Source organism: Pseudomonas sp. PGPPP4 (assembly GCF_002256045.1).
GTDB lineage: Bacteria > Pseudomonadota > Gammaproteobacteria > Pseudomonadales > Pseudomonadaceae > Chryseomonas > Chryseomonas oryzihabitans.
Window position 1 is genome coordinate 235,549 of record NZ_NKID01000001.1, and the last position, 19,359, is coordinate 254,907.

Annotated in this window: 14 protein-coding genes; 7 read left to right on the forward strand and 7 right to left on the reverse strand. The window is 64.2% G+C overall.

The genetic code is table 11. The features are described from left to right. The first annotated feature begins 53 nt into the window (after nucleotides 1–53). From CFE50_RS01050 to CFE50_RS01060, 3 genes are read left to right on the forward strand one after another with little or no spacing between them, the layout of a single operon-like run. A complete protein-coding gene (locus CFE50_RS01050) occupies nucleotides 54–1,796 on the forward strand; it encodes a type I secretion system permease/ATPase (RefSeq protein ID WP_286729690.1) in 1,743 nt (580 codons plus the stop codon). A gap of 1 nt (nucleotide 1,797) precedes the next feature. Continuing rightward, the gene (locus CFE50_RS01055; protein WP_286729693.1) at nucleotides 1,798–3,123 is read left to right on the forward strand and encodes an HlyD family type I secretion periplasmic adaptor subunit; all 1,326 of its coding nucleotides are present in this window, start codon (nucleotides 1,798–1,800) and stop codon (nucleotides 3,121–3,123) included. A gap of 4 nt (nucleotides 3,124–3,127) precedes the next feature. Continuing rightward, nucleotides 3,128–4,498, forward strand: a complete 1,371-nt coding sequence (locus CFE50_RS01060; RefSeq protein WP_223855385.1) for a TolC family outer membrane protein — start codon at nucleotides 3,128–3,130, stop codon at nucleotides 4,496–4,498. 42 nt (nucleotides 4,499–4,540) lie between these two features. Here the strand turns inward: CFE50_RS01060 and CFE50_RS01065 are convergent, their stop codons facing one another. Both CFE50_RS01065 and CFE50_RS01070 read right to left on the reverse strand, forming a co-directional pair. Beyond that, the gene (locus tag CFE50_RS01065) at nucleotides 4,541–6,886 is read right to left on the reverse strand and encodes an FdhF/YdeP family oxidoreductase (protein ID WP_286729697.1); all 2,346 of its coding nucleotides are present in this window, start codon (nucleotides 6,884–6,886) and stop codon (nucleotides 4,541–4,543) included. A 76-nt stretch (nucleotides 6,887–6,962) separates the two neighbouring features. After that, nucleotides 6,963–7,430: a tRNA (cytidine(34)-2'-O)-methyltransferase gene (locus tag CFE50_RS01070; protein WP_007161318.1), complete on the reverse strand. Its 468-nt coding sequence runs from the start codon at nucleotides 7,428–7,430 to the stop codon at nucleotides 6,963–6,965. Between the two features lie 72 nt (nucleotides 7,431–7,502). On the opposite strand from CFE50_RS01070, the gene CFE50_RS01075 reads away from it, so the two are divergent. Continuing rightward, nucleotides 7,503–8,060: a hypothetical protein gene (locus CFE50_RS01075; RefSeq protein WP_286729699.1), complete on the forward strand. Its 558-nt coding sequence runs from the start codon at nucleotides 7,503–7,505 to the stop codon at nucleotides 8,058–8,060. 1,307 nt (nucleotides 8,061–9,367) lie between these two features. Here the strand turns inward: CFE50_RS01075 and ntrC are convergent. The 5 genes from ntrC to glnA all read right to left on the reverse strand — a co-directional run bounded on the left by ntrC (nucleotide 9,368) and on the right by glnA (nucleotide 14,773). Beyond that, the gene (gene ntrC / locus CFE50_RS01080) at nucleotides 9,368–10,798 is read right to left on the reverse strand and encodes a nitrogen regulation protein NR(I) (RefSeq protein WP_286729702.1); all 1,431 of its coding nucleotides are present in this window, start codon (nucleotides 10,796–10,798) and stop codon (nucleotides 9,368–9,370) included. Nucleotides 10,799–10,810: 12 nt separating this feature from the next. Further along, a complete protein-coding gene (gene glnL, locus CFE50_RS01085) occupies nucleotides 10,811–11,875 on the reverse strand; it encodes a nitrogen regulation protein NR(II) (RefSeq protein ID WP_007161315.1) in 1,065 nt (354 codons plus the stop codon). A 171-nt stretch (nucleotides 11,876–12,046) separates the two neighbouring features. Then, on the reverse strand, nucleotides 12,047–12,685 hold the full coding sequence (locus tag CFE50_RS01090) for a DUF4124 domain-containing protein (RefSeq protein ID WP_286729706.1): 639 nt from the start codon (nucleotides 12,683–12,685) through the stop codon (nucleotides 12,047–12,049). Continuing rightward, nucleotides 12,685–13,206 (reverse strand): DUF4124 domain-containing protein, encoded by a 522-nt coding sequence (locus tag CFE50_RS01095; RefSeq protein ID WP_027600334.1) that lies wholly within the window; start codon nucleotides 13,204–13,206, stop codon nucleotides 12,685–12,687. Before CFE50_RS01095 ends, CFE50_RS01090 begins: the two co-directional genes overlap by 1 nt. A 160-nt stretch (nucleotides 13,207–13,366) precedes the next feature. Further along, nucleotides 13,367–14,773, reverse strand: a complete 1,407-nt coding sequence (gene glnA, locus CFE50_RS01100; protein ID WP_017639449.1) for a glutamate--ammonia ligase — start codon at nucleotides 14,771–14,773, stop codon at nucleotides 13,367–13,369. 384 nt (nucleotides 14,774–15,157) lie between these two features. Here glnA and thiI point away from each other — a divergent pair, with 384 nt between their 5' ends. The 3 genes from thiI to CFE50_RS01115 all read left to right on the forward strand — a co-directional run bounded on the left by thiI (nucleotide 15,158) and on the right by CFE50_RS01115 (nucleotide 19,123). Beyond that, a complete protein-coding gene (gene thiI, locus CFE50_RS01105; protein ID WP_241808277.1) occupies nucleotides 15,158–16,612 on the forward strand; it encodes a tRNA uracil 4-sulfurtransferase ThiI in 1,455 nt (484 codons plus the stop codon). Between the two features lie 157 nt (nucleotides 16,613–16,769). Next, the gene (gene typA / locus CFE50_RS01110) at nucleotides 16,770–18,587 is read left to right on the forward strand and encodes a translational GTPase TypA (RefSeq protein WP_241808278.1); all 1,818 of its coding nucleotides are present in this window, start codon (nucleotides 16,770–16,772) and stop codon (nucleotides 18,585–18,587) included. Between the two features lie 146 nt (nucleotides 18,588–18,733). After that, complete coding sequence (locus tag CFE50_RS01115) at nucleotides 18,734–19,123, forward strand: lysozyme inhibitor LprI family protein (RefSeq protein ID WP_286729711.1); 390 nt, start codon at nucleotides 18,734–18,736, stop codon at nucleotides 19,121–19,123. Nucleotides 19,124–19,359 lie beyond the last annotated feature (236 nt).

The window sequence follows — 19,359 nt, forward strand, 5'->3', positions numbered from 1 at the left end:
TGTTAGAGTCGCAACGCGCTGGCTCTGCGCTTCCGTTTCCAGCTGGTATCTGCATGCACTACAACCATAAGACGGATCTCGAGCAGGCGCTGGCCGCGTGCAAGGGCAGCTTTCTCGCGGTCGGTTTCTTTAGCCTGTTCATCAATCTGCTGCTGCTGGTGCCCGCGTTCTACATGCTGCAAGTGTATGACCGGGTTCTGACCAGCTACAGCATCACCACGCTGGTCATGCTGACGCTGATCATGCTGCTGTTGATGGCGACCTATGGCGCTCTGGAGTGGGTGCGTTCACGCATCTTGATCCGGGTGTCCACCCGACTCGACCTGCTGTTAAATCGTCGCTTCTATGAAGCGAGCTACCAACAGGCCCTCTACAGCGGTGGTGTCCTGGCTTCAGCGCAGGCGCTCAATGACCTGACCGGACTGCGCCAATTCCTGACCGGTCCGGGATTGTTCGCCTTCTTCGACGTGCCTTGGCTACCCCTCTATATCGCGGTGATGTTCTTCTTTCATCCGCTGTTCGGTGTCCTCACCATCCTCGGTGCTCTGCTGTTGCTCGCCTTGGCCTTCGCCAACGAGCGGCTGACCAGCAGGCACCTGGCCGAGGCCAACCAAGAGCATGGCCGGGCCACGCAGTTCACCAGCAAGAACCTGCGCAATGCCGAGGTGGTGACGGCCATGGGCATGCTGCCCAGTCTGTTCGAGCGTTGGCGCCAGCGTAACAACAGGGTACTGGCGCTGCAGGCCAAGGCCAGCGAGCGAGGCGGTGCCCTGAGCAACCTGTCCAAGACCCTGCGTATGATCCTGCAGTCGCTGATTCTTGGCTTGGGCGCCTGGCTGGTCATCGATCACCAAATTACCCCTGGCCTGATGACCGCGGGCTCTCTGTTGCTGGGGAGAGCCCTGGCGCCGATCGATCTCATGATTGGCAGCTGGAAAGGCTTTGTCACGGCGCGCGGCCAGTACGAGCGTCTCAATGCTCTGTTACGCCAGATACCGGCCGAGCCGCCGAGGATGCCCTTGCCCGATCCCGCTGGTCACCTAGCCGTGGAGCAGGTCTTCCTGACCCCGCCTGGAGCCAGCCAGTCGGTGCTCAAGGGGTTGAACTTCAACGTGGCTGCCGGCGCGTCCGTAGGCATCCTCGGCGCCAGTGCCGCCGGCAAGTCGACCCTAGCCAGGGCACTGCTGGGCATCTGGCTGCCACAGAGCGGCAAGATTCGTCTGGACGGCGCCGACATTGCCCAGTGGCCGCGCAGTGACCTGGGGCCTCATCTGGGCTACCTACCTCAGGACATCGAGCTCTTCGAGGGTAGCATCAGTGACAACATCGCCCGTTTCGGGGCGGTGGATCCGCAGGCTGTGGTCGAAGCGGCCGAACTCGCTGGCGTCCACGAAATGATCCTCCGACTGCCTCAAGGGTACGACACACTCATTGGCACCCAGGGTGGTGCCTTGTCCGGTGGTCAGCGACAGCGCATCGGTCTTGCGCGCGCGGTGTATGGCAAGCCGAGACTGGTGGTGCTGGACGAGCCGAATTCTAATCTCGACGAACACGGCGAGCGCGCCTTGGGGATTGCCTTGACCCGGCTCAAGCAAAGCCAGACCACCTTGCTCATCGTGACGCACCGGATCAGTGCCCTGGCCTATGTTGATAATCTCCTGGTGCTCAGCGACGGCCAGATCGCGCTGTCGGGGCCGCGCGATGAGGTGCTGGCGCGGCTGCAGGGCCGCGTTGAGGCATCCGCGCCGGAGGGGCTGCCTGGTAGCGAGGCCCGTGAACCTGGCAGGGAGGTCTAAGGTGCTGAAACATCCCGTCCTTATCCAAGCCGAAGCCGAGGGGCTCAAGGTATCTGACTGGCCCATCCGCTGGCTCGGTTTCGCCATCCTCTTCGTGGTATTTGGCCTCGGAGGGCTCTGGGCGGCACTGGCGCCGCTGAGCAGCGCCGTGCTCGCGCAGGGCTCGGTGATCATCAAGAGCTCGCGCAAGACCGTGCAGCACCTGGAGGGCGGCATCCTGCGCGAGTTGCGGGTCAGCGACGGCGACCGGGTGCAAGCGGGAGAGATACTCATGCAGCTTGACGATACCCAGCCGCGGGCACAGCTCGAAACGACGCGGAGCCAACTGATCGCGGCCCAGGCACTCGAGGCACGGCTGATCGCCGAGCGTGATGATCGGTCCGAGATCGCCTTCACCGGCAGTGATTTTGCCGTTGATGACCGGCGCGTTCGTGAGGCGCGCAACAGCGAGCGGCAGGTGTTCCAAGCACGCCGGGCGGCTCGGCTGGGCGAGATCGAAGTACTGCGCAGTCGTGGTATGGAGCTTGAGCAACAGATCCTGGGACTTGAAGCGAACAGTCAAAGCAAGCTGGGCCTGGCGAAGTCCTACACCAGCGAGATCAAAGATCTGAGCGAGCTGCTCAGGCAGGGGTTCGTCAGCAACGAGCGCCTGCGCGATCAGGAACGCAGCCTCTCGCGACTGCAGGCGGAGATTGCGGATCAGCGCTCGGCCATCGCCCGGGCCCGGGTACAGCGCGGGGAAACCCAGCTGCAGATGCTCCAGATCACCCAGAAATTCAGGTCCGAGGTCGCCAATCAGCTGGCCGATACTCAATCACGTATCTACGAATTGCGTGAACAGCTAAGGGCATTGCAGGACACGCTCGACCGTACCGTGATCAGGGCGCCCGTGGATGGCATGGTGATGGGACTGAGCGTCCATACCCTGGGTGGAGTCGTCGCGCCTGGTAGTCACTTGCTGGACGTCGTCCCAGGTGGGGCGGACCTCCTGGTCGAGGTGGAGATCCAGCCAGGTGACATCGATCGTATAGCCCTGGGCAGGCCTGCCGAAATTCGCTTCAGCGCGTTCAAGGGCGCGACCACCCCCATCCTGGAGGGGGAGTTGGTCTATGTCTCTGCCGACCGTTTCACCAACGAGAAGACCGGTGCACCCTACTACCTGGCGCGGGTGGCCCTGACGGAGCGAGGTCGCCAGGAGCTAGGCCGACGCGAACTTGTGCCTGGCATGCCGGCCGAGGTCCTCATCACCACGGGGGATCGTACCTTGCTCAACTATCTGCTCAAGCCCGCTCGCAACGCCATGGCGCGTTCGATGATCGAGGAGTAGGACTATGTCCCGACGATCAAGGCTGCGCCGGGAGCTGGTCGTGCTGCTGCTATTTATGGGACCAGCCGTTGCCGCTCTCCCTGACAATGACACCGGCACAGTGGATGTTTGGCAGCTCTATCAGCGAGTCGTCCAGTCCGATCCGCGCATCCTCGGCGCGGATGCGCAGATCCAGGCGGGGGCCGGCCAGGAGCGCAGTGCCCTAGGGCAACTGCTGCCGCAGCTCAGAGGCGGTGCCTCCACCAGCCGTATCAAGCGCTCGGAAGGAACCCAGGCGCTGCTCTATGATGGCCAGACCTACAACCTGAGTCTCACACAGACGCTCTATAACCCTGAAGCCTGGCGCGGTTTCAAGAAGTACGCGGAGCTCACCCAACAGTACCGGTCCCAGGCGGAGGATGCGCGTATCCAATCCGCCGCCGATCTCGTCCAGCGCTACTTCGCGGTCTTGGCCGCGGAAGATGAGCTGGACCTGGCCAGGGCCGAGCGTGATGCGACGCGCCGTAACCTGGAGCGCGTCTCGGCGCTGTTCGAGCGTCAGTTGGCGACCATCACGGACAAGCTGCAATTGGCTGCCCGAGTCGACAGCTTGGAAACTGAGGAAATCGAGGCTAGGAACCAGATTCAGGTCGCCCGCGAGGCGCTGGCCGAACTGCTGGGCCAGGAGGTCTACCAGCCTCTCAAGCGAATTGACGAGCGAACGCTGTTCAGCGCTCTGCCAGGCGCGGAAACGGATTGGGTGACGTCCGCGCTTGCGCATAATCCGGCGCTCAAAGCCCGGCAGAATGCGCTGAATTCGGCCGAACAGGCCATTGATGAGGCCAAGGCCGGCCACCTGCCCACCTTGAGCCTCGCCTTGGGCGCGCAACGCAGCGATTTTGCCTACGACAATGTCATCGCGGCGGACAAGGTCGATACCCTGTCCGCCAGCTTGAACCTGCAGATTCCGATCTACAGCGGCGGGTCGGTGACTGCCCGTACCCGGGGGCTGTACGGTTCGCGAGACGCTGCCGAGCAGGACTACGAAGCGTTACGACGGCAGGTGGTCAAGGAAACCAAGACCGCCTATCTCAAGAGCAATGCCAATCTGCGGAAGATCACTTCAGCGCGCAAGGCTTTGGAGTCGGCGGTCAAGTCCAGAGAAGTGACCGAAAAGTCCTTCGCCTACGGTACCGTTACAGCAGTCGATGTCCTCAACGCCGTGCGTCAGGAGTTTCTCGGCCGGCGCGATTACTTGCAGGCCCAGTACGACTTCGTCACCAATCAGCTCGTCTTACTGCGCTGGAGCGGGGACTTTTCCGCGGCCGATATTCAGCGAGTCAACAGCTGGTTGGTCGCTCCCTCTCTGGCAAGAAAGGGGGCGGAAGAGCCATGATCGAGTTTCGTCTGGACCGGCTTTTCTCGCTGCCTACATGCGCTAGCTAGGCCCATACCCCTCCGGTTCCACCGGAAAGCTGCCATCGTTGGCGGCGATCAGCTTGTTCAGGCGTACCGGGATGGCTTTGGCCGCCGGGACCTTGCTGCCTTCGGCGTGGTGCCAGAGCGGGATCAGGGCGTTGCATTCGGGGTAGTAGCCGCCACAGGCGCCTTCCGGAATGTTGTAGGGCGTGACCCGCAGCGGCCCTACCTCACGGCGTACGCCATCGTCGGCCACCGTCGACACCTGCACCTTGTCGCCTTCGGCCAGGCCCAGGCGTTCGATGTCGTTGCGATTCATCAGCAGCACCGCACGGGTGCCCTTCACGCCGCGAAAGCGATCGTGATAGCCGTAGATGGTGGTGTTGAACTGGTCGTTACTGCGCAGCGTCATCAGGGTCAGGACGTCACGCCCGCGGGCGGGCATGTCTGGATCCTCTTCCAGGCTGCGCGGCACGATGAGATTGGCCTTGCCGGTGTCGGTCTTCCATTCGCGCTTGGCCGCCGGCAGCGGGCGATGGAAACCGCCCACCTCCCACAGCCGCGCATTGAAGTCGTGAAAGATCTCCGGAAAGGAGAGGGCGATCTCGTCGCGGATCAGGGCATAGTCGGCGACCCAGGCATCCCAGGTGACCTTCGGGTTGTCCGGCAGGGTGGCCATGGCCAGGCCGGCGACGATGGCCGGCTCGGACAACAGGTCGCCTTCGGGCGGCTCGGCCACGCCACGCCAGCCATGGATGCAGCCGGTGCTGTCCTCGGTGCTGTGGGCCTGTTCCACCCCATTCTGGCGATCGATCTCGGTACGCCCCAGGCAGGGCAGCAGATAGGTCTTGTCCGCCGGCACCAAATGATTGCGATTGAGCTTGGTGGCGATCTGCACCGACAGACGCAGGGTGCGCCAGGCCGGCTCCATCAGGCTGGTCTCGGGAATGGCGCGCAGGAAGTTGCCGCCCAGGCTGATGAAGGCCTTCACCGAGCCGTCGAGGATGCCTTCGCAGGCTTCCACGGTATTGCGGCCCTTGTCCTGCGGCGGGGCAAAGCCGAAGCGCTCGCCGAGCTGTTCGAGCGGCGCCAATTCCGGCTTTTCGGTGATGCCCACGGTGCGCTGGCCCTGAACGTTGGAATGCCCGCGCACCGGGCAGATGCCGGCGCCGGGCTTGCCGATGTTGCCGCGCATGAGCAGCAGGTTGGTCAGCATCTGGATGGTTTCCACGCCATGGCGATGCTGGGTCAGCCCCATGCCATAGATGCCGATGACCTTCTGGCAGCGACCATAGACGGCAGCGGCCGCTTCCAGGGCGCTGCGGGTCAGCCCCGACTGACGCTCCAGCTGTGGCCATTCCTGGCGCTGCAGCCACTCGCAGAAGTCGGCGAAGCCGTGGCAATGCTCGGCGATGAAGGCATGGTCGAGCACGGCCGGCTGGCCCTGTTCGCGCGCGAGATCATCGGCCGCCAACAAGGCCTTGCACAGGCCCGCGAGGGCCGCGGTGTCACCACCGGGCTTGAGCTGGTGGTACTGGGTGCTGATCTGGGTGGGCTGGTCGGTCAGCATCTCCACCGGTGACTGCGGATTGACGAAGGTTTCCAGGCCGCGCTCGCGCAGGGGATTGAAGGTGATGATGGGTGCGCCGCGTTTGCGCGCCTCCTGCAGGTCATGCAGCATCCGCGGGCTGTTGCTGCCTGGATTCTGGCCGAAGAACAGCAGGCAGTCGGCCTGATCGAAGTCGTTCAGGGTCACGGTGCCCACGGTCACGCCGATGCTCTTGGGCAGGGCCACCGAGGTGCTCTCGTGGCACATGTTGGAACTGTCCGGCAGGTTGTTGGTGCCGTACAGGCGGGCATAGAGCTGATAGAGGTAGGACGTCTCCAGCGCCGCGCGACCCGAGGCGTAGAAGATCACCGAGTCCGGCGCCAGCGCCTTGAGTTCGGCGCCGATGTCGGCGAAGGCCTCGGCCCAACTGACCGGACGATAGCGGTCGGTGGCGGCGTCGTAGCGCAGCGGATGGGTCAGGCGGCCGACTTCTTCCAGGTCATAGTCGCGCCAGCCACGCAGTTCGCTGAGCGAATGCTGGGCGAAGAATTCCGGTCCGCATCTCTTGCTGGTGACCTCCCAGGCGGTGGCCTTGGCGCCGTTCTCGCAGAATTCCAGCGGATGGGGCTTGCCCGGCTTGGCCCAGGCGCAACTCACGCAGGCGAAGCCACCGTGCTTGTTCTGCCGGGCCAGCAGCGCACCGGACTTGAGCGGCACCCGTTCACGCAGGACGATCTCGGTTACCGAGCGCGCCGAGCCCCAGCCACCGGAGGGCGCGTCGTAGCGTTCAACCTTGGGTTTGCCGATCTTGCTCATGGTGCGCCTCACGTGACTGTCTGGCGATGTGCCTGTAGGTCATGGGACGACGCGTCTGTCGGGAAGGTTCTGGTGGTCAGCCAGGCGGTGCGGCGAAGCCCAGTTGGCGCCAGCCTTCGTAGACCGCCACGGCCACGGTATTGGACAGATTGAGGCTGCGGCGATTGGGCAGCATCGGCAGGCGCAGCCGCTGTTCGGGCGGCAGCGACTCCAGCACCTCGGCCGGCAGCCCGCGACTTTCCGGACCGAACAGCAGGGCATCGCCCGGCGCATAGGCGATCTCGGTGAAGGGATGGCTGGCTTTGGTGGTGAAGGCCAGCAGTCGGGGCGGCTGCAAATCTGCTATACAGGCCGCGAGGCTGGCATGGGTCCGCACGCTGGACCACTCGTGGTAGTCCAAGCCGGCGCGACGCAGTTTCTTGTCGTCCAGCGCAAAGCCCAGCGGCTCGATCAGATGCAGGCGGCAGCCGGTAATGGCGCACAGGCGAATGACGTTGCCGGTATTGGGCGGAATTTCCGGTTGGTAGAGGATGATGTCGAACATGAAGGGCAGGGCGCCTGGCAAAGCGCCTATGGTACTGCGCCGCCGTCGCGCCGTCGCGAGCGGGGTAGGGCGATGAACCTCTGGCGCCGGCTGGTCGACTGGCTGCTGCGTGAACAGCGCGCCCGCCGGGACGAACTGGCGCGGGTGGAAGATCCCGATCTGCTCAGGGCCGAATGGCGCCGCCAGCGCCAGCGCCTGACCCTCTGGCTGGCCTCGGCGGCCCTGGGCGCCGGGCTGTTCGGCATGATCCTCGGCCAGCTGGTATACCAGCGCACCCATCCCGATCCCTGGTCGGCCGAGGCCCGCCGCCCGGTCATCCTGGGGGTGGAGGCTCATCAGGACGCGGGGCGCTTCGAATTGCTGATCACCGCCGACCGCTCGCTGTTCTACGAACGCTATCGCCCCGACGGCGCCCTCAGCCTACGCCTGCCCCGCGCCCGCTGGGACGGCGGCGAGCGCCAGGGCCGGGTGGCGCGGCCGGGCGGCAGCTTCTCCTGGACGGTACGCCAGGATGGCCAGGACCTGAAGGTGTTGCTGGTCGGTGTGGGCGGTGTCTTGCAGGCCAGCGACCGGATCGTCGCAGAAGGCGAGGATTGGGTGCTCCACATCGAGGTCCCGCTGGCACCCTGAAATGCCCCGTTATCAGGCAAAAGGCCGCTGGTTTGCACCAGAGCGGAACGGGGTAGGGTGCCGGGTTGTTCTGACGTCTTGTCTGCCTTTGCCAAGCCCTTTGACCTGGTCATCAGGTAGGAAGCGCTCTAGCTTGGGGTTTGCAGCTTTTCGCAAGCGAAAAAAAGAGGCCATCACACTGAGTGATGGCCTTGGGAAGAAAAGAGGGGATTCCCCAGCCTGCCTGTACCGAGGTCCCCAAAAGGGTAGTTACCTAGGATATTGCAGGAGGTGTGCCAAGTTTTTTGGTTTGGGTGGTTTTGAAGGGTTTGTAGGTTGGGTTGAGGCGGCTTTATCGCAGAAGCCCAACAAGGTGAAGCCAATGCTAGGTGCTAGGTGCTAGGTAATAAGGCTTATTGGTGCCTTGGCTGTTTACCGAGTTTTGTGGGTACTTCTTGTTTCGCCCACCCGGGCGACTCACTTTTTGCAGTCGCCAAAAAAGTAAGCAAAAACGCTGCCCCGACCATCCGGCCTTCCGCTTCGCTCCAGGTCCGCTCACCCCAGCGCCGTTCCGGGGTCGGCCTACACGGGCCGTCCATGGCCCGTTAGGCCTCTCGCCGCCTCCATGCGGCTCGACCCACTCCACGACCCTGGCGCTCGCCCTGCTGAACGGGGCGATTCGCCAGCCTGGAAGTTCTGATTGAAGAGCCGTGAACAGCCCGTAGCCCGTAGCGTGGACAACGGCGCAGCCTTGTCCACTGTTCAAGACCAAGCTCACTTGTGGAAAAGGCCGCCACGCCCTGACACCGCTGAAATCGCGGCCATGCCGGTGCGCCGTAGCGACCGCTCCTACGGGGTATCCGGCTTCGGTAGGAGCGGCCCATGGCCGCGATAAAGGCAGAGTTCCAAGGGCCTGGGCTTCGGTGGTTGAGGGCTGCCAGTGGAAAACGCTGCGCGGTTTTCCACGCTACAGAGACGGTAAATATCGAAGCCTCGGTCTGGCGTCCCGTCCCCGTCAGTGAGGCCGAGTTCCGGTGCCGTGCCCCTGCCACGGCGCCGGAGCGAGGGAAACGTAGCGAAGCGGAGTAACAGCCGTAGGCTGGCCCGAAGGGTGAGCAACGCGAGTCACCCGCAGCGCAGCGGAGGGCCGGATGGTGGGGCAAGCGTTTTTGCTTACTTTTGTCCGGAGCGCGCAACCGCGTTTGAAAAAAGTGAGTCGCCCGGGTGGGCGAAACAAGAGCCATCAGTAGAGCAAGATAATCAGCTGGGGCAGTCGGGTGTTGGGCTTCGCTCTCGCTCAACCCAACCTACGGCACGATAGAGAACCCTCAGTCCTCTCCCTCCTCATCCGGCCCGTCCACCTTCATACCCAGTTCCTTGATCTTGCGGGTCAGGGTGTTGCGGCCCCAGCCGAGCAGGACGGCGGCGTCGCGGCGGCGGCCGGCGGTGTGCTTGAGGGCGGTCTCGATCATGATGCGTTCGAAGGCCGGTACGGCATTGTCCAGCAGGCTGGACTGGCCGCGGGTGAGGGCCTGGTCGGCCCACTGGCGCAGGGCTTGTTCCCAGTTGGCGGCGGGGGCGGCGTCCTGGGGCTGGTTGAGCAGCTCCGGCGGCAGGTCGTCGATCAGCACCTCGCGGCTGGAGGCCATCACCGTGATCCAGCGGCAGGTGTTTTCCAGCTGGCGCACGTTGCCCTGCCAGGGCAGGCCCTTCATGTATTCCTCGGTCTCGCCGCGCAGGGTCTTGGGCTCCACGGCCAATTCCTGGGCCGCGCGCGCCAGGAAGTGGCGGGCGAGGGCGGGGATGTCCTCGCGGCGATCGGCCAGGCGCGGGATGTGGATGCGGATGACGTTGAGGCGATGGAAGAGGTCCTCGCGGAATTTCCCCTCGCGCACCAGGCCTTCGAGGTTCTGGTGGGTGGCGGCGATGATGCGCACGTCCACCTTGACCGGGGTATGGCCACCGACGCGATAGAACTCGCCATCGGCCAGCACGCGCAGCAGGCGGGTCTGGGTGTCGGCCGGCATGTCGCCGATCTCGTCGAGGAACAGGGTGCCGCCATCGGCCTGCTCGAAGCGGCCGCGGCGCTGGGCGGCGGCGCCGGTGAAGGCGCCTTTCTCGTGGCCGAACAGCTCGGACTCCATCAGGTCCTTGGGGATGGCGGCCATGTTCAGGGCGATGAAGGGCGCGGCGGCGCGCGGACTGTGGCGGTGCAGGGCGTGGGCGACCAGTTCCTTGCCGGTACCGGATTCGCCGTTGATCAGCACGGTGATGTTGGAGTGCGAAAGACGGCCAATGGCGCGGAACACCTCCTGCATCGCCGGCGCCTCGCCGATGATCTCGGGGGTGCGGGTCAGGTGCGCCGGCTCGGCGAAGCCCTGCTGCTCATGGGCGTGCTGCCCGGCGCGCTTGACCAGGGCCACGGCCTCGTCGACGTCGAACGGCTTGGGCAGGTATTCGAAGGCGCCACCCTGGTAGGAGGCCACGGCGCTGTCCAGGTCGGAGTGGGCGGTCATGATGATGACCGGCAGGCGCGGGTGCATCTCGCGGATGCGCGACAGCAGGTCCAGGCCACTGGTCCCCGGCATGCGGATGTCCGAGATCACCACGTCCGGCTGCTGGCGACCGAGGCGGGTCATGACGCTGTCGGCGCTGTCGAAGGCGACGGTGGTCATGCCTTCCTGTTGCAGGGCTTTTTCCAGGACCCAGCGGATGGAACGGTCGTCGTCGACGATCCAGACGGTCTCCTGACGGCTCATGCGTACTCCTCGTTATTCCAGCGGCAGGAAGATGCTGAAGGCGGTGTGGCCAGGATGGCTTTCACACTCGATCAGCCCCTGGTGCTGGGTGATGATGTTCTGGGTGATGGCGAGCCCGAGGCCGGTGCCGTCGGGGCGACCGCTGACCATGGGATAGAAGATGGTTTCCTGCAGGTCCTGGGGGATGCCCGGACCGTTGTCGGTGATCTCCACCTTGCACACCAGGCGATGGCGGTGGTGGCCGATGGTGAACTGGCGCAGGGTGCGGGTTCTCAGGGTCACCCGGCCCAGGCGCAGTTCGTTCTGCTGGGAGATGGCCTGCATGGCGTTGCGCACGATGTTGAGCACCGCCTGGATCATCTGCTCGCGGTCGATCATCAGATCGGGAATGCTCGGGTCGTAGTCGCGCACCAGGTTGATCAGCCCCTGGCTTTCCGCTTCCACCAGGCTGCAGACGCGTTCGAGCACCTCATGCACGTTGGTGATGGCGAGCTTCGGCAGCTTGTTGGAGCCGAGCATGCGATCGACCAGATTCCGCAGTCGATCGGCTTCCTCGATGATGACGTTGGTGTAGTCCTTGAGCGCCTCTTCCGGCAGCTCGCGGGCCAGCAGCTGGGCCGCGCCACGGATGCCGCCGAGGGGATTCTTGATCTCGTGGGCCAGGCCGCGCACCAGCAGCTTGGTGGTCTCCTGCTTGGAGAGCTGGGCCTCTTCCTTGGTGATGCGCAGCAGCCGGTCACGGGGATGGACTTCCAGCAGCAGCAGGGTGTTGTGGCGGTCCAGGATCGGGGTCACCGCATAGTCCACCGTGAGGCTGTTGCCCGAGGTGGAGATCAGCAGCGCCTCGCGCTTGGTGAAGGGGTGGGCATGGTCCACCGCCTGGCGCAGCGCCTGCAGGGCCTCGGGCGATTCGGTGAACAGCTCGCTGATGAACTGGCCATGGCTGCGCTGACCGCTGATGGCCAGCAGCATCTCCGCGGCCGGGTTCATGTACTCCAGCCGCAATTCCGCATCCAGCAGGATGACCGCGGTCGTGAGGTTGTCGAGCAGGAGCCGGTGAATGACGTCGGTAGGCATGGGAGGCCACAGCGCTATAGGGACGATAGGAAAATGCAAGAAGCAAACCAAGACGCCCCGAGTTAGGGCAGATAGCTGTAACGTGCACTAACAGCCGCCGCCGGACTCGGTGGCTCGACCAGGATTTGTATCAAGATGGTGCGATACGAAAAGTTGCACCAAAAGCGTGCGCTATAGGAAGGGTAGCCAGGATTTCCTGGTTTCGGGCGGTTTCATGTCCAGCGGACATTCCGGCCGCTTACCCCAGTCCTTGTCGCTGCAGGGATGGGCGCGGCGTCTCTGCTCCAGGGAGGGGCGCCGCAGATGGAAGGGCTGGGCCGGCGTCCGCTCCAGCACGTTGCCATCGGCGGCGAGGATCTCCGCCACCAGGCTGTGGGTGCCGCGGTCCAGGCCGCCCAGGGGAAACACCGGACTGCGTCCGGCGCCAGCTTCCCGGTCGTCCAGCAGCAGGCGGTAGCTGTGACCCGGCTGCAATTCCGGCTCGCTGACCAGGCTGACGATGAGCTGCCCTTCCTGATCGATCACCGTGGCATCGGGTTCGGGCACCAGGATGCGCAGCATCTGGTAGCGGAAGGGCGCCGCCTTGGGCGTCCTGGCCACCGGCGCGGCGGGGGTCGGACTCAGCTTGCGGGTCGGCTGGCCCTGCTGATTGAGGTTGTTGGGCGCCGTGATCGGCACCTGGGTGGCCTTGACGCCCTTGGGCGGCTGGTCGGTGTAGACCCGATTGCCTTCCTTGTCGACATAGCTGTAGACCGCCGCCTGGGCGGGGAGCAGCAGGTAGAGCAGCAGCAGGGTCAGGAGCGCGCGCATCAGCGGGCCGGGCTGTTGACGCTGATGCGCTGCACGGTCACGGTCTTCTCGGCACTGGTCTGGACCACCTCGCCGTTGCCGGACAGCACCTGGGCCGCGAAACGGTGCTCGCCGCGATCCAGGTTGGCCACCCCGAAGCGGGTGCTCTGGCCGGGGCTGCCATAGGGGGCGCCGTCCACCAGCAATTGCAGCGACTGCCCCGCGCCCAGGGCCGGCTCCAGGGATACGCCCACCGAGAAGGTGCCGTTGTTGGCGCGGATGGCCTCATCGTCGGGCACATTGACCTCCAGGCGGCTGAAGGCCGGGCCGGCAGGCGTCGCCGCCGCCGCAGGTGCGCTGGGGATGGGCGGCGCCGGCCGTGGATTGTCCACGGTATTGGTGGGTGCCACCTGCACCGGCTTGGCATTGGCCGAGGGCTGGTCGCTGAACACCGTGTTGCCTTCGGCATCCACCGACTTGTAGATCGCGGCCTGGGCGGAGCAGGCGAGGCAGAGCAGACAGCAGGCAAGCAGGCGAGGCATGGCGGAATCTCGGCCGGGCAGTGGAGATCAAGGGTAGCAGGCGCGCCCGGTGCGCAGGTAGGCAACCTGGCCGCTATGCCCGGGCGTCGGTCGCGGCGATTTTCCCAGGGCAAAAGAAAAGGCCTCCCGAAGGAGGCCTCTTGCCCTTACCGCAGCGGGATCAGACGCTGTAGTACAGGTCGTATTCCAGCGGGTGCACGAAGGTACGCACCTTGATCTCTTCCTCGGACTTCAGCTCGATGTAGGCATCGATAAACTCGTCGGTGAAGACGCCGCCTTTGGTCAGGAACGCGCGACCGGCGTCCAGGGCTTCCAGGGCTTCCTTCAGGCTGCCGCAAACCTGCGGGATCTTCTTGCCTTCTTCCGGCGGCAGATCGTACAGGTTCTTGTCAGCGGCATCGCCGGGGTGGATCTTGTTCTGGATACCGTCCAGGCCGGCCATCAGTAGGGCGGCGAAGCACAGGTAGGGGTTGGCAGCCGGATCCGGGAAGCGGGCCTCGATGCGGCGGGCTTTCGGGCTCGACACATAGGGGATACGGATGGAGGCGGAGCGGTTACGGGCCGAGTAGGCCAGCATGACCGGGGCTTCGAAGCCGGGCACCAGACGCTTGTAGCTGTTGGTGGACGGGTTGGTGAAGCCGTTCAGCGCCTTGCCGTGCTTGATGATGCCGCCGATGAAGTACAGGGCGGTATCGGACAGACCGGCATAGCCTTCGCCAGCGAAGGTGTTCTTGCCATCCTTGGAGATGGACATGTGCACGTGCATGCCGGAGCCGTTGTCGCCGTACAGGGGCTTGGGCATGAAGGTGGCGGTCTTGCCGTAGGCATCGGCCACGTTGTGCACGACGTACTTCAGGGTCTGGGTCTCGTCGGCCTTCTTGACCAGGGTGTTGAACTGCACACCGATCTCGTTCTGGCCAGCGGTCGCCACTTCGTGGTGGTGGACTTCCACGACCAGACCCATCTCTTCCAGGGCGTTGCACATGGCGGTACGGATTTCGTGGTCGTGATCGACCGGCGGTACCGGGAAGTAGCCGCCCTTGACGCCCGGACGGTGGCCCTTGTTGCCGGACTCGAAGTCGGCATCGGTGTTCCAGGAAGCCTGCTCGGAGAAGATCTTGAACATGGAGCCGGAGATGTCCGACTTGAACTTCACTTCGTCGAAGATGAAGAACTCGGGCTCCGGGCCGACGAACACGGTATCGCCGATGCCGGTGGACTTCAGGTATTCCTCGGCAGCACGGGCGATACCGCGGGGGTCGCGCTCGTAGGGCTGCATGGTGGAGGGTTCGATGATGTCGCAGACCAGGATCAGGGTCGGCTCTTCGGTGAAGGGATCCAGAACGGCAGTGCTGTCGTCGGGCAGCAGGATCATGTCGGAGGCTTCGATGCCTTTCCAGCCGGCGATGGAGGAGCCGTCGAACATCTTGCCGTGGGCGAAGAAGTCTTCGTCCAGCGCGTCACGCGCCGGCATGGTGACGTGTTGCTGCTTGCCTTTGGTGTCGGTGAAGCGCAGGTCTACCCACTTCACGTCGTTTTCTTTGATCAGTTGAACAGCCTTCGACATGGTTTCCTCCAGAGGAATTTCGGCCGGGAGCGGTTGGCGGTACTCCCGGTATCAGCTGTGCCCTTGAGGGGCGCTCCCGTACTGCCTGGTCAGCGACCGGCGTTCCACGAAAAGCGCCCTATGCTGGCCCAGGGGCGGCTGCCTCACAAGAGAGCAAGTTGTATGCCAGTGCCCCTAAATGGGCTGGAGGGCCGTCCTGGCGCCTGTCGTGCCGTTTTCAGGTCAATGGAGGCCGCATTCAAGCACCAATTTGGTGCGAAAAATTCCGCGGATGCACCTTAATGGCGCCTTGGGTGATTTTGTCGGGCGAATTCGAGTGCCGGGAGGTTTTCAGGTATGATATTCGCCCTTTTCTTTCGCGTTGCCCGCCCCCGTTTCTCGCTCATGAAGCTCATCATCAAGGTCTTTCCGGAAATCACCATCAAGAGTCGCCCGGTGCGCAAGAATTTCATTCGCCAGTTGGTGAAGAACATTCGTGTCGTGCTGCGCGATCTGGATCCGGATGTCCGCGTGGAAGGGGTGTGGGACAACATCACCCTGGAGACCGCGCTCGACGAGCCGCGGCTGCTGGCGGAAATGAAGCAGCGCCTGGCCTGCACCCCGGGCATCGGCCAGTTCCTCGAGGTGCACGAGTATCCGCTGGGCGATTTCGATTCGATTCTCGAGTTGTGCGTACGCCACTTCGGCGAGCGCGTGCGCGGCAAGGTGTTCTCGGTGCGCTGCAAGCGCGCCGGTCGCCACGACTTCTCCTCGATGGACGTGGAGCGCCATGTCGGTGGTGGCCTGCGCGAGCGCTGCGGCGGCGCTGGCATCGCTCTGAAGAATCCCGAGGTGAACGTCCGCCTGGAGATTCGCGACCAGCAGCTGTTCATCATCGACGAGCACCACGAAGGGCTGGGCGGCTATCCGCTGGGCGCCCTGGAGCAGGTGCTGGTGCTGATGTCCGGGGGGTTCGACTCCACCGTGGCCGCCTACCAGATGATGAGACGCGGCATGGTCAGCCATTTCTGCTTCTTCAATCTCGGCGGGCGCGCCCACGAGCTGGGCGTGATGGAAGTGGCCCACTATCTCTGGGAAAAGTACGGGCGTTCCCAGCGCGTGCTGTTCATCAGCGTGCCCTTCGAGGAAGTGGTGGGGCAGATCCTGACCCAGTGCGACGACAGCCACATGGGCGTCATCCTCAAGCGCATGATGCTGCGCGCGGCCAGTCGCATCGCCGAACAGCTGCAGATCGAGGCGCTGGTGACCGGCGAAGCCATCTCCCAGGTCTCCAGCCAGACCCTGACCAACCTGGCGGTGATCGACAAGGCCACCGATACCCTGGTGCTGCGCCCGCTGCTGGCCAGCCACAAGCAGGACATCATCGACACCGCCCAGCGTATCGGCACCGCCGACTTCGCCAAGCACATGCCCGAGTACTGCGGCATCATCTCGGTGAATCCCACCACCAAGGCCAAGGCCTTGCGGGTGGAGCACGAGGAAGGCAAGTTCGACCTGGCGGTGCTCGACGCCGCCCTGGAACGTGCGCGCTTCATCACCGTCGACAAGGTGATCGAGGAGCTGGGCAAGGACGTGCAGGTGGAAGAGGTGGACCAGCCGCTGCCCGGGCAGATCGTGGTGGACATCCGCCATCCCGACGCCCAGGAAGACCAGCCGCTGGAGCTGCCCGGCATCGAGGTGCAGGCCATGCCGTTCTTCGCGCTGAACAGCCGTTTCAAGGAACTGGACGAGAATCGCCAGTACCTACTCTATTGCGACCGCGGGGTGATGAGCCGGCTGCACGCCCATCACCTGCTCACCGAAGGGCACGCCAATGTGCGCGTTTATCGTCCGGCCTAAGCAGCCGGGCCTGCTGGGTGGCAGTATCCGCCACCGCCCTCCCGACCTCCTCTAGCCCTCCGGTCTCGTACCGGTCGGTCGCGTTTCGCGCCTTTGCAATCTCCGGCTGTCAGCCTGCTGGCTGAAGCTCCTTCATTTCTATACCGAGAACACCACTGTGATCGAGAATCTACGCAACATCGCCATCATCGCGCACGTCGACCATGGCAAGACCACCCTCGTCGACAAGCTGCTGCGCCTGTCCGGCACCCTGGACCGCAAAGAAGCGGAAAACGAGCGGGTGATGGACAGCAACGACCAGGAAAAGGAACGTGGCATCACCATCCTGGCCAAGAACACCGCGCTGAAGTGGAAGGACTACAACATCAACATCGTCGACACCCCCGGCCACGCCGACTTCGGTGGCGAGGTGGAGCGCGTGATGTCCATGGTCGACTCCGTGCTGCTGGTGGTCGACGCCCAAGACGGCCCCATGCCGCAGACCCGTTTCGTGACCCAGAAGGCCTTTAAAGCCGGCCTGCGTCCGATCGTGGTGGTCAACAAGATCGACCGTCCCGGCGCGCGTCCGGACTGGGTCATCGACCAGATCTTCGACCTGTTCGACAACCTCGGCGCCACCGATGAGCAGCTGGATTTCCCGATCGTCTACGCCAGCGCCCTGAACGGCATCGCCGGTCTGGACCACGAGAAGATGGACGACAACATGGATGCCCTGTTCCAGGCCATCGTCGACCACGTCCCGGCCCCCCAGGTCGATCTGGACGGTCCCTTCCAGATGCAGATCTCCCAGCTGGACTACAACAGCTTCCTCGGCGTGATCGGCATCGGCCGTATCGCCCGTGGCCGCATCAAGGCCAACACTCCGGTGGTGGCCATCAGCGACGACGGCAGCAAGCGCAACGGTCGTATCCTCAAGATCATGGGCCACTCCGGCCTGCAGCGCGTGGAAGTGGCCGAAGCCGAAGCCGGCGACATCGTCTGCGTCTCGGGCATGGACGAGCTGTTCATCTCCGACACCCTGTGCGATCCGCAGAACGTCGAAGCCCGTCCGCCGCTGACCGTCGACCAGCCCACCGTGAGCATGACCTTCCAGGTCAACGACTCGCCCTTCGCCGGTCGTGAAGGCAAGTTCGTCACCAGCCGCAACATCAAGGACCGTCTGGACAAGGAACTGCTGCACAACGTGGCCCTGCGCGTCGAGCCGGGCGAGTCCGCCGAGAAGTTCAAGGTCTCCGGCCGTGGCGAGCTGCACCTGTCGGTACTGATCGAGAACATGCGCCGCGAAGGCTTCGAGATGGCCGTGGGCCGTCCGGAAGTGGTGATCATCGAGAAGGACGGCGAAAAGCAGGAGCCCTACGAGAACGTCACCATCGACATCGAAGAGCAGCACCAGGGCTCGGTGATGGAGCAGATGGGTCTGCGCAAGGGCGATCTGACCAACATGATCCCCGACGGCAAGGGCCGTATCCGCCTGGAGTACACCATCCCGGCGCGTGGCCTGATCGGCTTCCGTAACAACTTCCTGACCCTGACCTCGGGCAGCGGCATCCTGACCTCGACCTTCAGCCACTACGGCCCGATCAAGGCCGGCGAAGTGAGCAACCGTCAGAACGGCGTGCTGGTGTCCATGGCCACCGGTACCGCTCTGACCTACTCGCTGGAAACCCTGCAGAGCCGCGGCAAGCTGTTCCTGGCGCCGGGCGACGAGATCTACGAAGGCCAGCTGTGCGGCATCAACAGCCGTGACAACGACCTGGTGCTCAACCCCACCAAGGGCAAGAAGCTGGACAACATGCGCGCCTCGGGCAAGGACGAAGTCATCGCCCTGGTGCCGCCGATCAAGTTCACCCTCGAGCAGGCGCTGGAATTCATCGCCGACGACGAGCTGGTGGAAGTGACGCCGAAGTCCATCCGTCTGCGCAAGAAGTACCTGAACGAGAACGACCGCAAGCGCTTCGAGCGTTCCAAGGTCTGATCCCGTCCGGGTGATGCAGGAAAGCGCCTTCGGGCGCTTTTTTGTTGCCTGTTTTTCAGGGCCTGCCGCGCGCACGACTGGCGGCTCTGCTAGCGTTTGTCCCACGGCCGCGCCATTCGGGCCGGCCCCCTCTGCAGGATGCTGCCATGCTCAAGACTACCCTCGCCACCGCCCTGACCCTGAGCGGTCTCTGCGTTTTCGCCACGGCCCAGGCCGCCGGTTGCGGCACGCCGCGCAATGCCTTCGATACCGTCTACTGCGCCAGCAACCTGTTCGCCCAGAGCGACAAGTCGCTGAACCAGACCTATGGGGAATTGCGCAAACAGCTGCCGGCCGATCAGCAGGCCGTGCTCAAGCAGAGCCAGCTGGCTTGGATCAAGCAGCGCGACAGCCAGTGCGCCCGCGAGGAAGCCGATGGCTACTTCGTCAACCTGGACTGCGCCGTCAGCCTGACCGACAGCCGTCTGGAGGTGCTCAAGGAGCGCCTGCGCGAATGCGCCAGCACCGGTTGCGAAGCGGGCAAGCTGGGGCAGTGAGGTCGCTGGCGGGATAGGCATTTCGCCGTTCCCTCACCCCAACCCTCTCCCCGGGGGAGAGGGGGCTATCCGAGCGGGCGCTCGGCGTCATCGCTCCGGATGAAACCGTAGCCTGGAAAACGGCGCAGCCTTTTCCACTGGGCTCGCTGCCAGGGCCCTCACCCCAACCCTCTCCCCAGGGGAGAGGGGGCTATCCGAGCGGGCGCTCGGCGTCATCGCCCGGAGAAAACCGTAGC

Coding starts and splice junctions, on each gene's coding strand:
- CFE50_RS01050 (WP_286729690.1), top strand. CDS start 54: ATGCACTACAACCATAAGACGGATCTCGAGCAGGCGCTGGCCGCGTGC.
- CFE50_RS01060 (WP_223855385.1), top strand. CDS start 3,128: ATGTCCCGACGATCAAGGCTGCGCCGGGAGCTGGTCGTGCTGCTGCTA.
- CFE50_RS01065 (WP_286729697.1), bottom strand. CDS start 6,886: ATGAGCAAGATCGGCAAACCCAAGGTTGAACGCTACGACGCGCCCTCC.
- CFE50_RS01070 (WP_007161318.1), bottom strand. CDS start 7,430: ATGTTCGACATCATCCTCTACCAACCGGAAATTCCGCCCAATACCGGC.
- CFE50_RS01075 (WP_286729699.1), top strand. CDS start 7,503: ATGAACCTCTGGCGCCGGCTGGTCGACTGGCTGCTGCGTGAACAGCGC.
- ntrC (WP_286729702.1), bottom strand. CDS start 10,798: ATGAGCCGTCAGGAGACCGTCTGGATCGTCGACGACGACCGTTCCATC.
- glnL (WP_007161315.1), bottom strand. CDS start 11,875: ATGCCTACCGACGTCATTCACCGGCTCCTGCTCGACAACCTCACGACC.
- CFE50_RS01090 (WP_286729706.1), bottom strand. CDS start 12,685: ATGCGCGCGCTCCTGACCCTGCTGCTGCTCTACCTGCTGCTCCCCGCC.
- CFE50_RS01095 (WP_027600334.1), bottom strand. CDS start 13,206: ATGCCTCGCCTGCTTGCCTGCTGTCTGCTCTGCCTCGCCTGCTCCGCC.
- glnA (WP_017639449.1), bottom strand. CDS start 14,773: ATGTCGAAGGCTGTTCAACTGATCAAAGAAAACGACGTGAAGTGGGTA.
- thiI (WP_241808277.1), top strand. CDS start 15,158: ATGAAGCTCATCATCAAGGTCTTTCCGGAAATCACCATCAAGAGTCGC.
- CFE50_RS01115 (WP_286729711.1), top strand. CDS start 18,734: ATGCTCAAGACTACCCTCGCCACCGCCCTGACCCTGAGCGGTCTCTGC.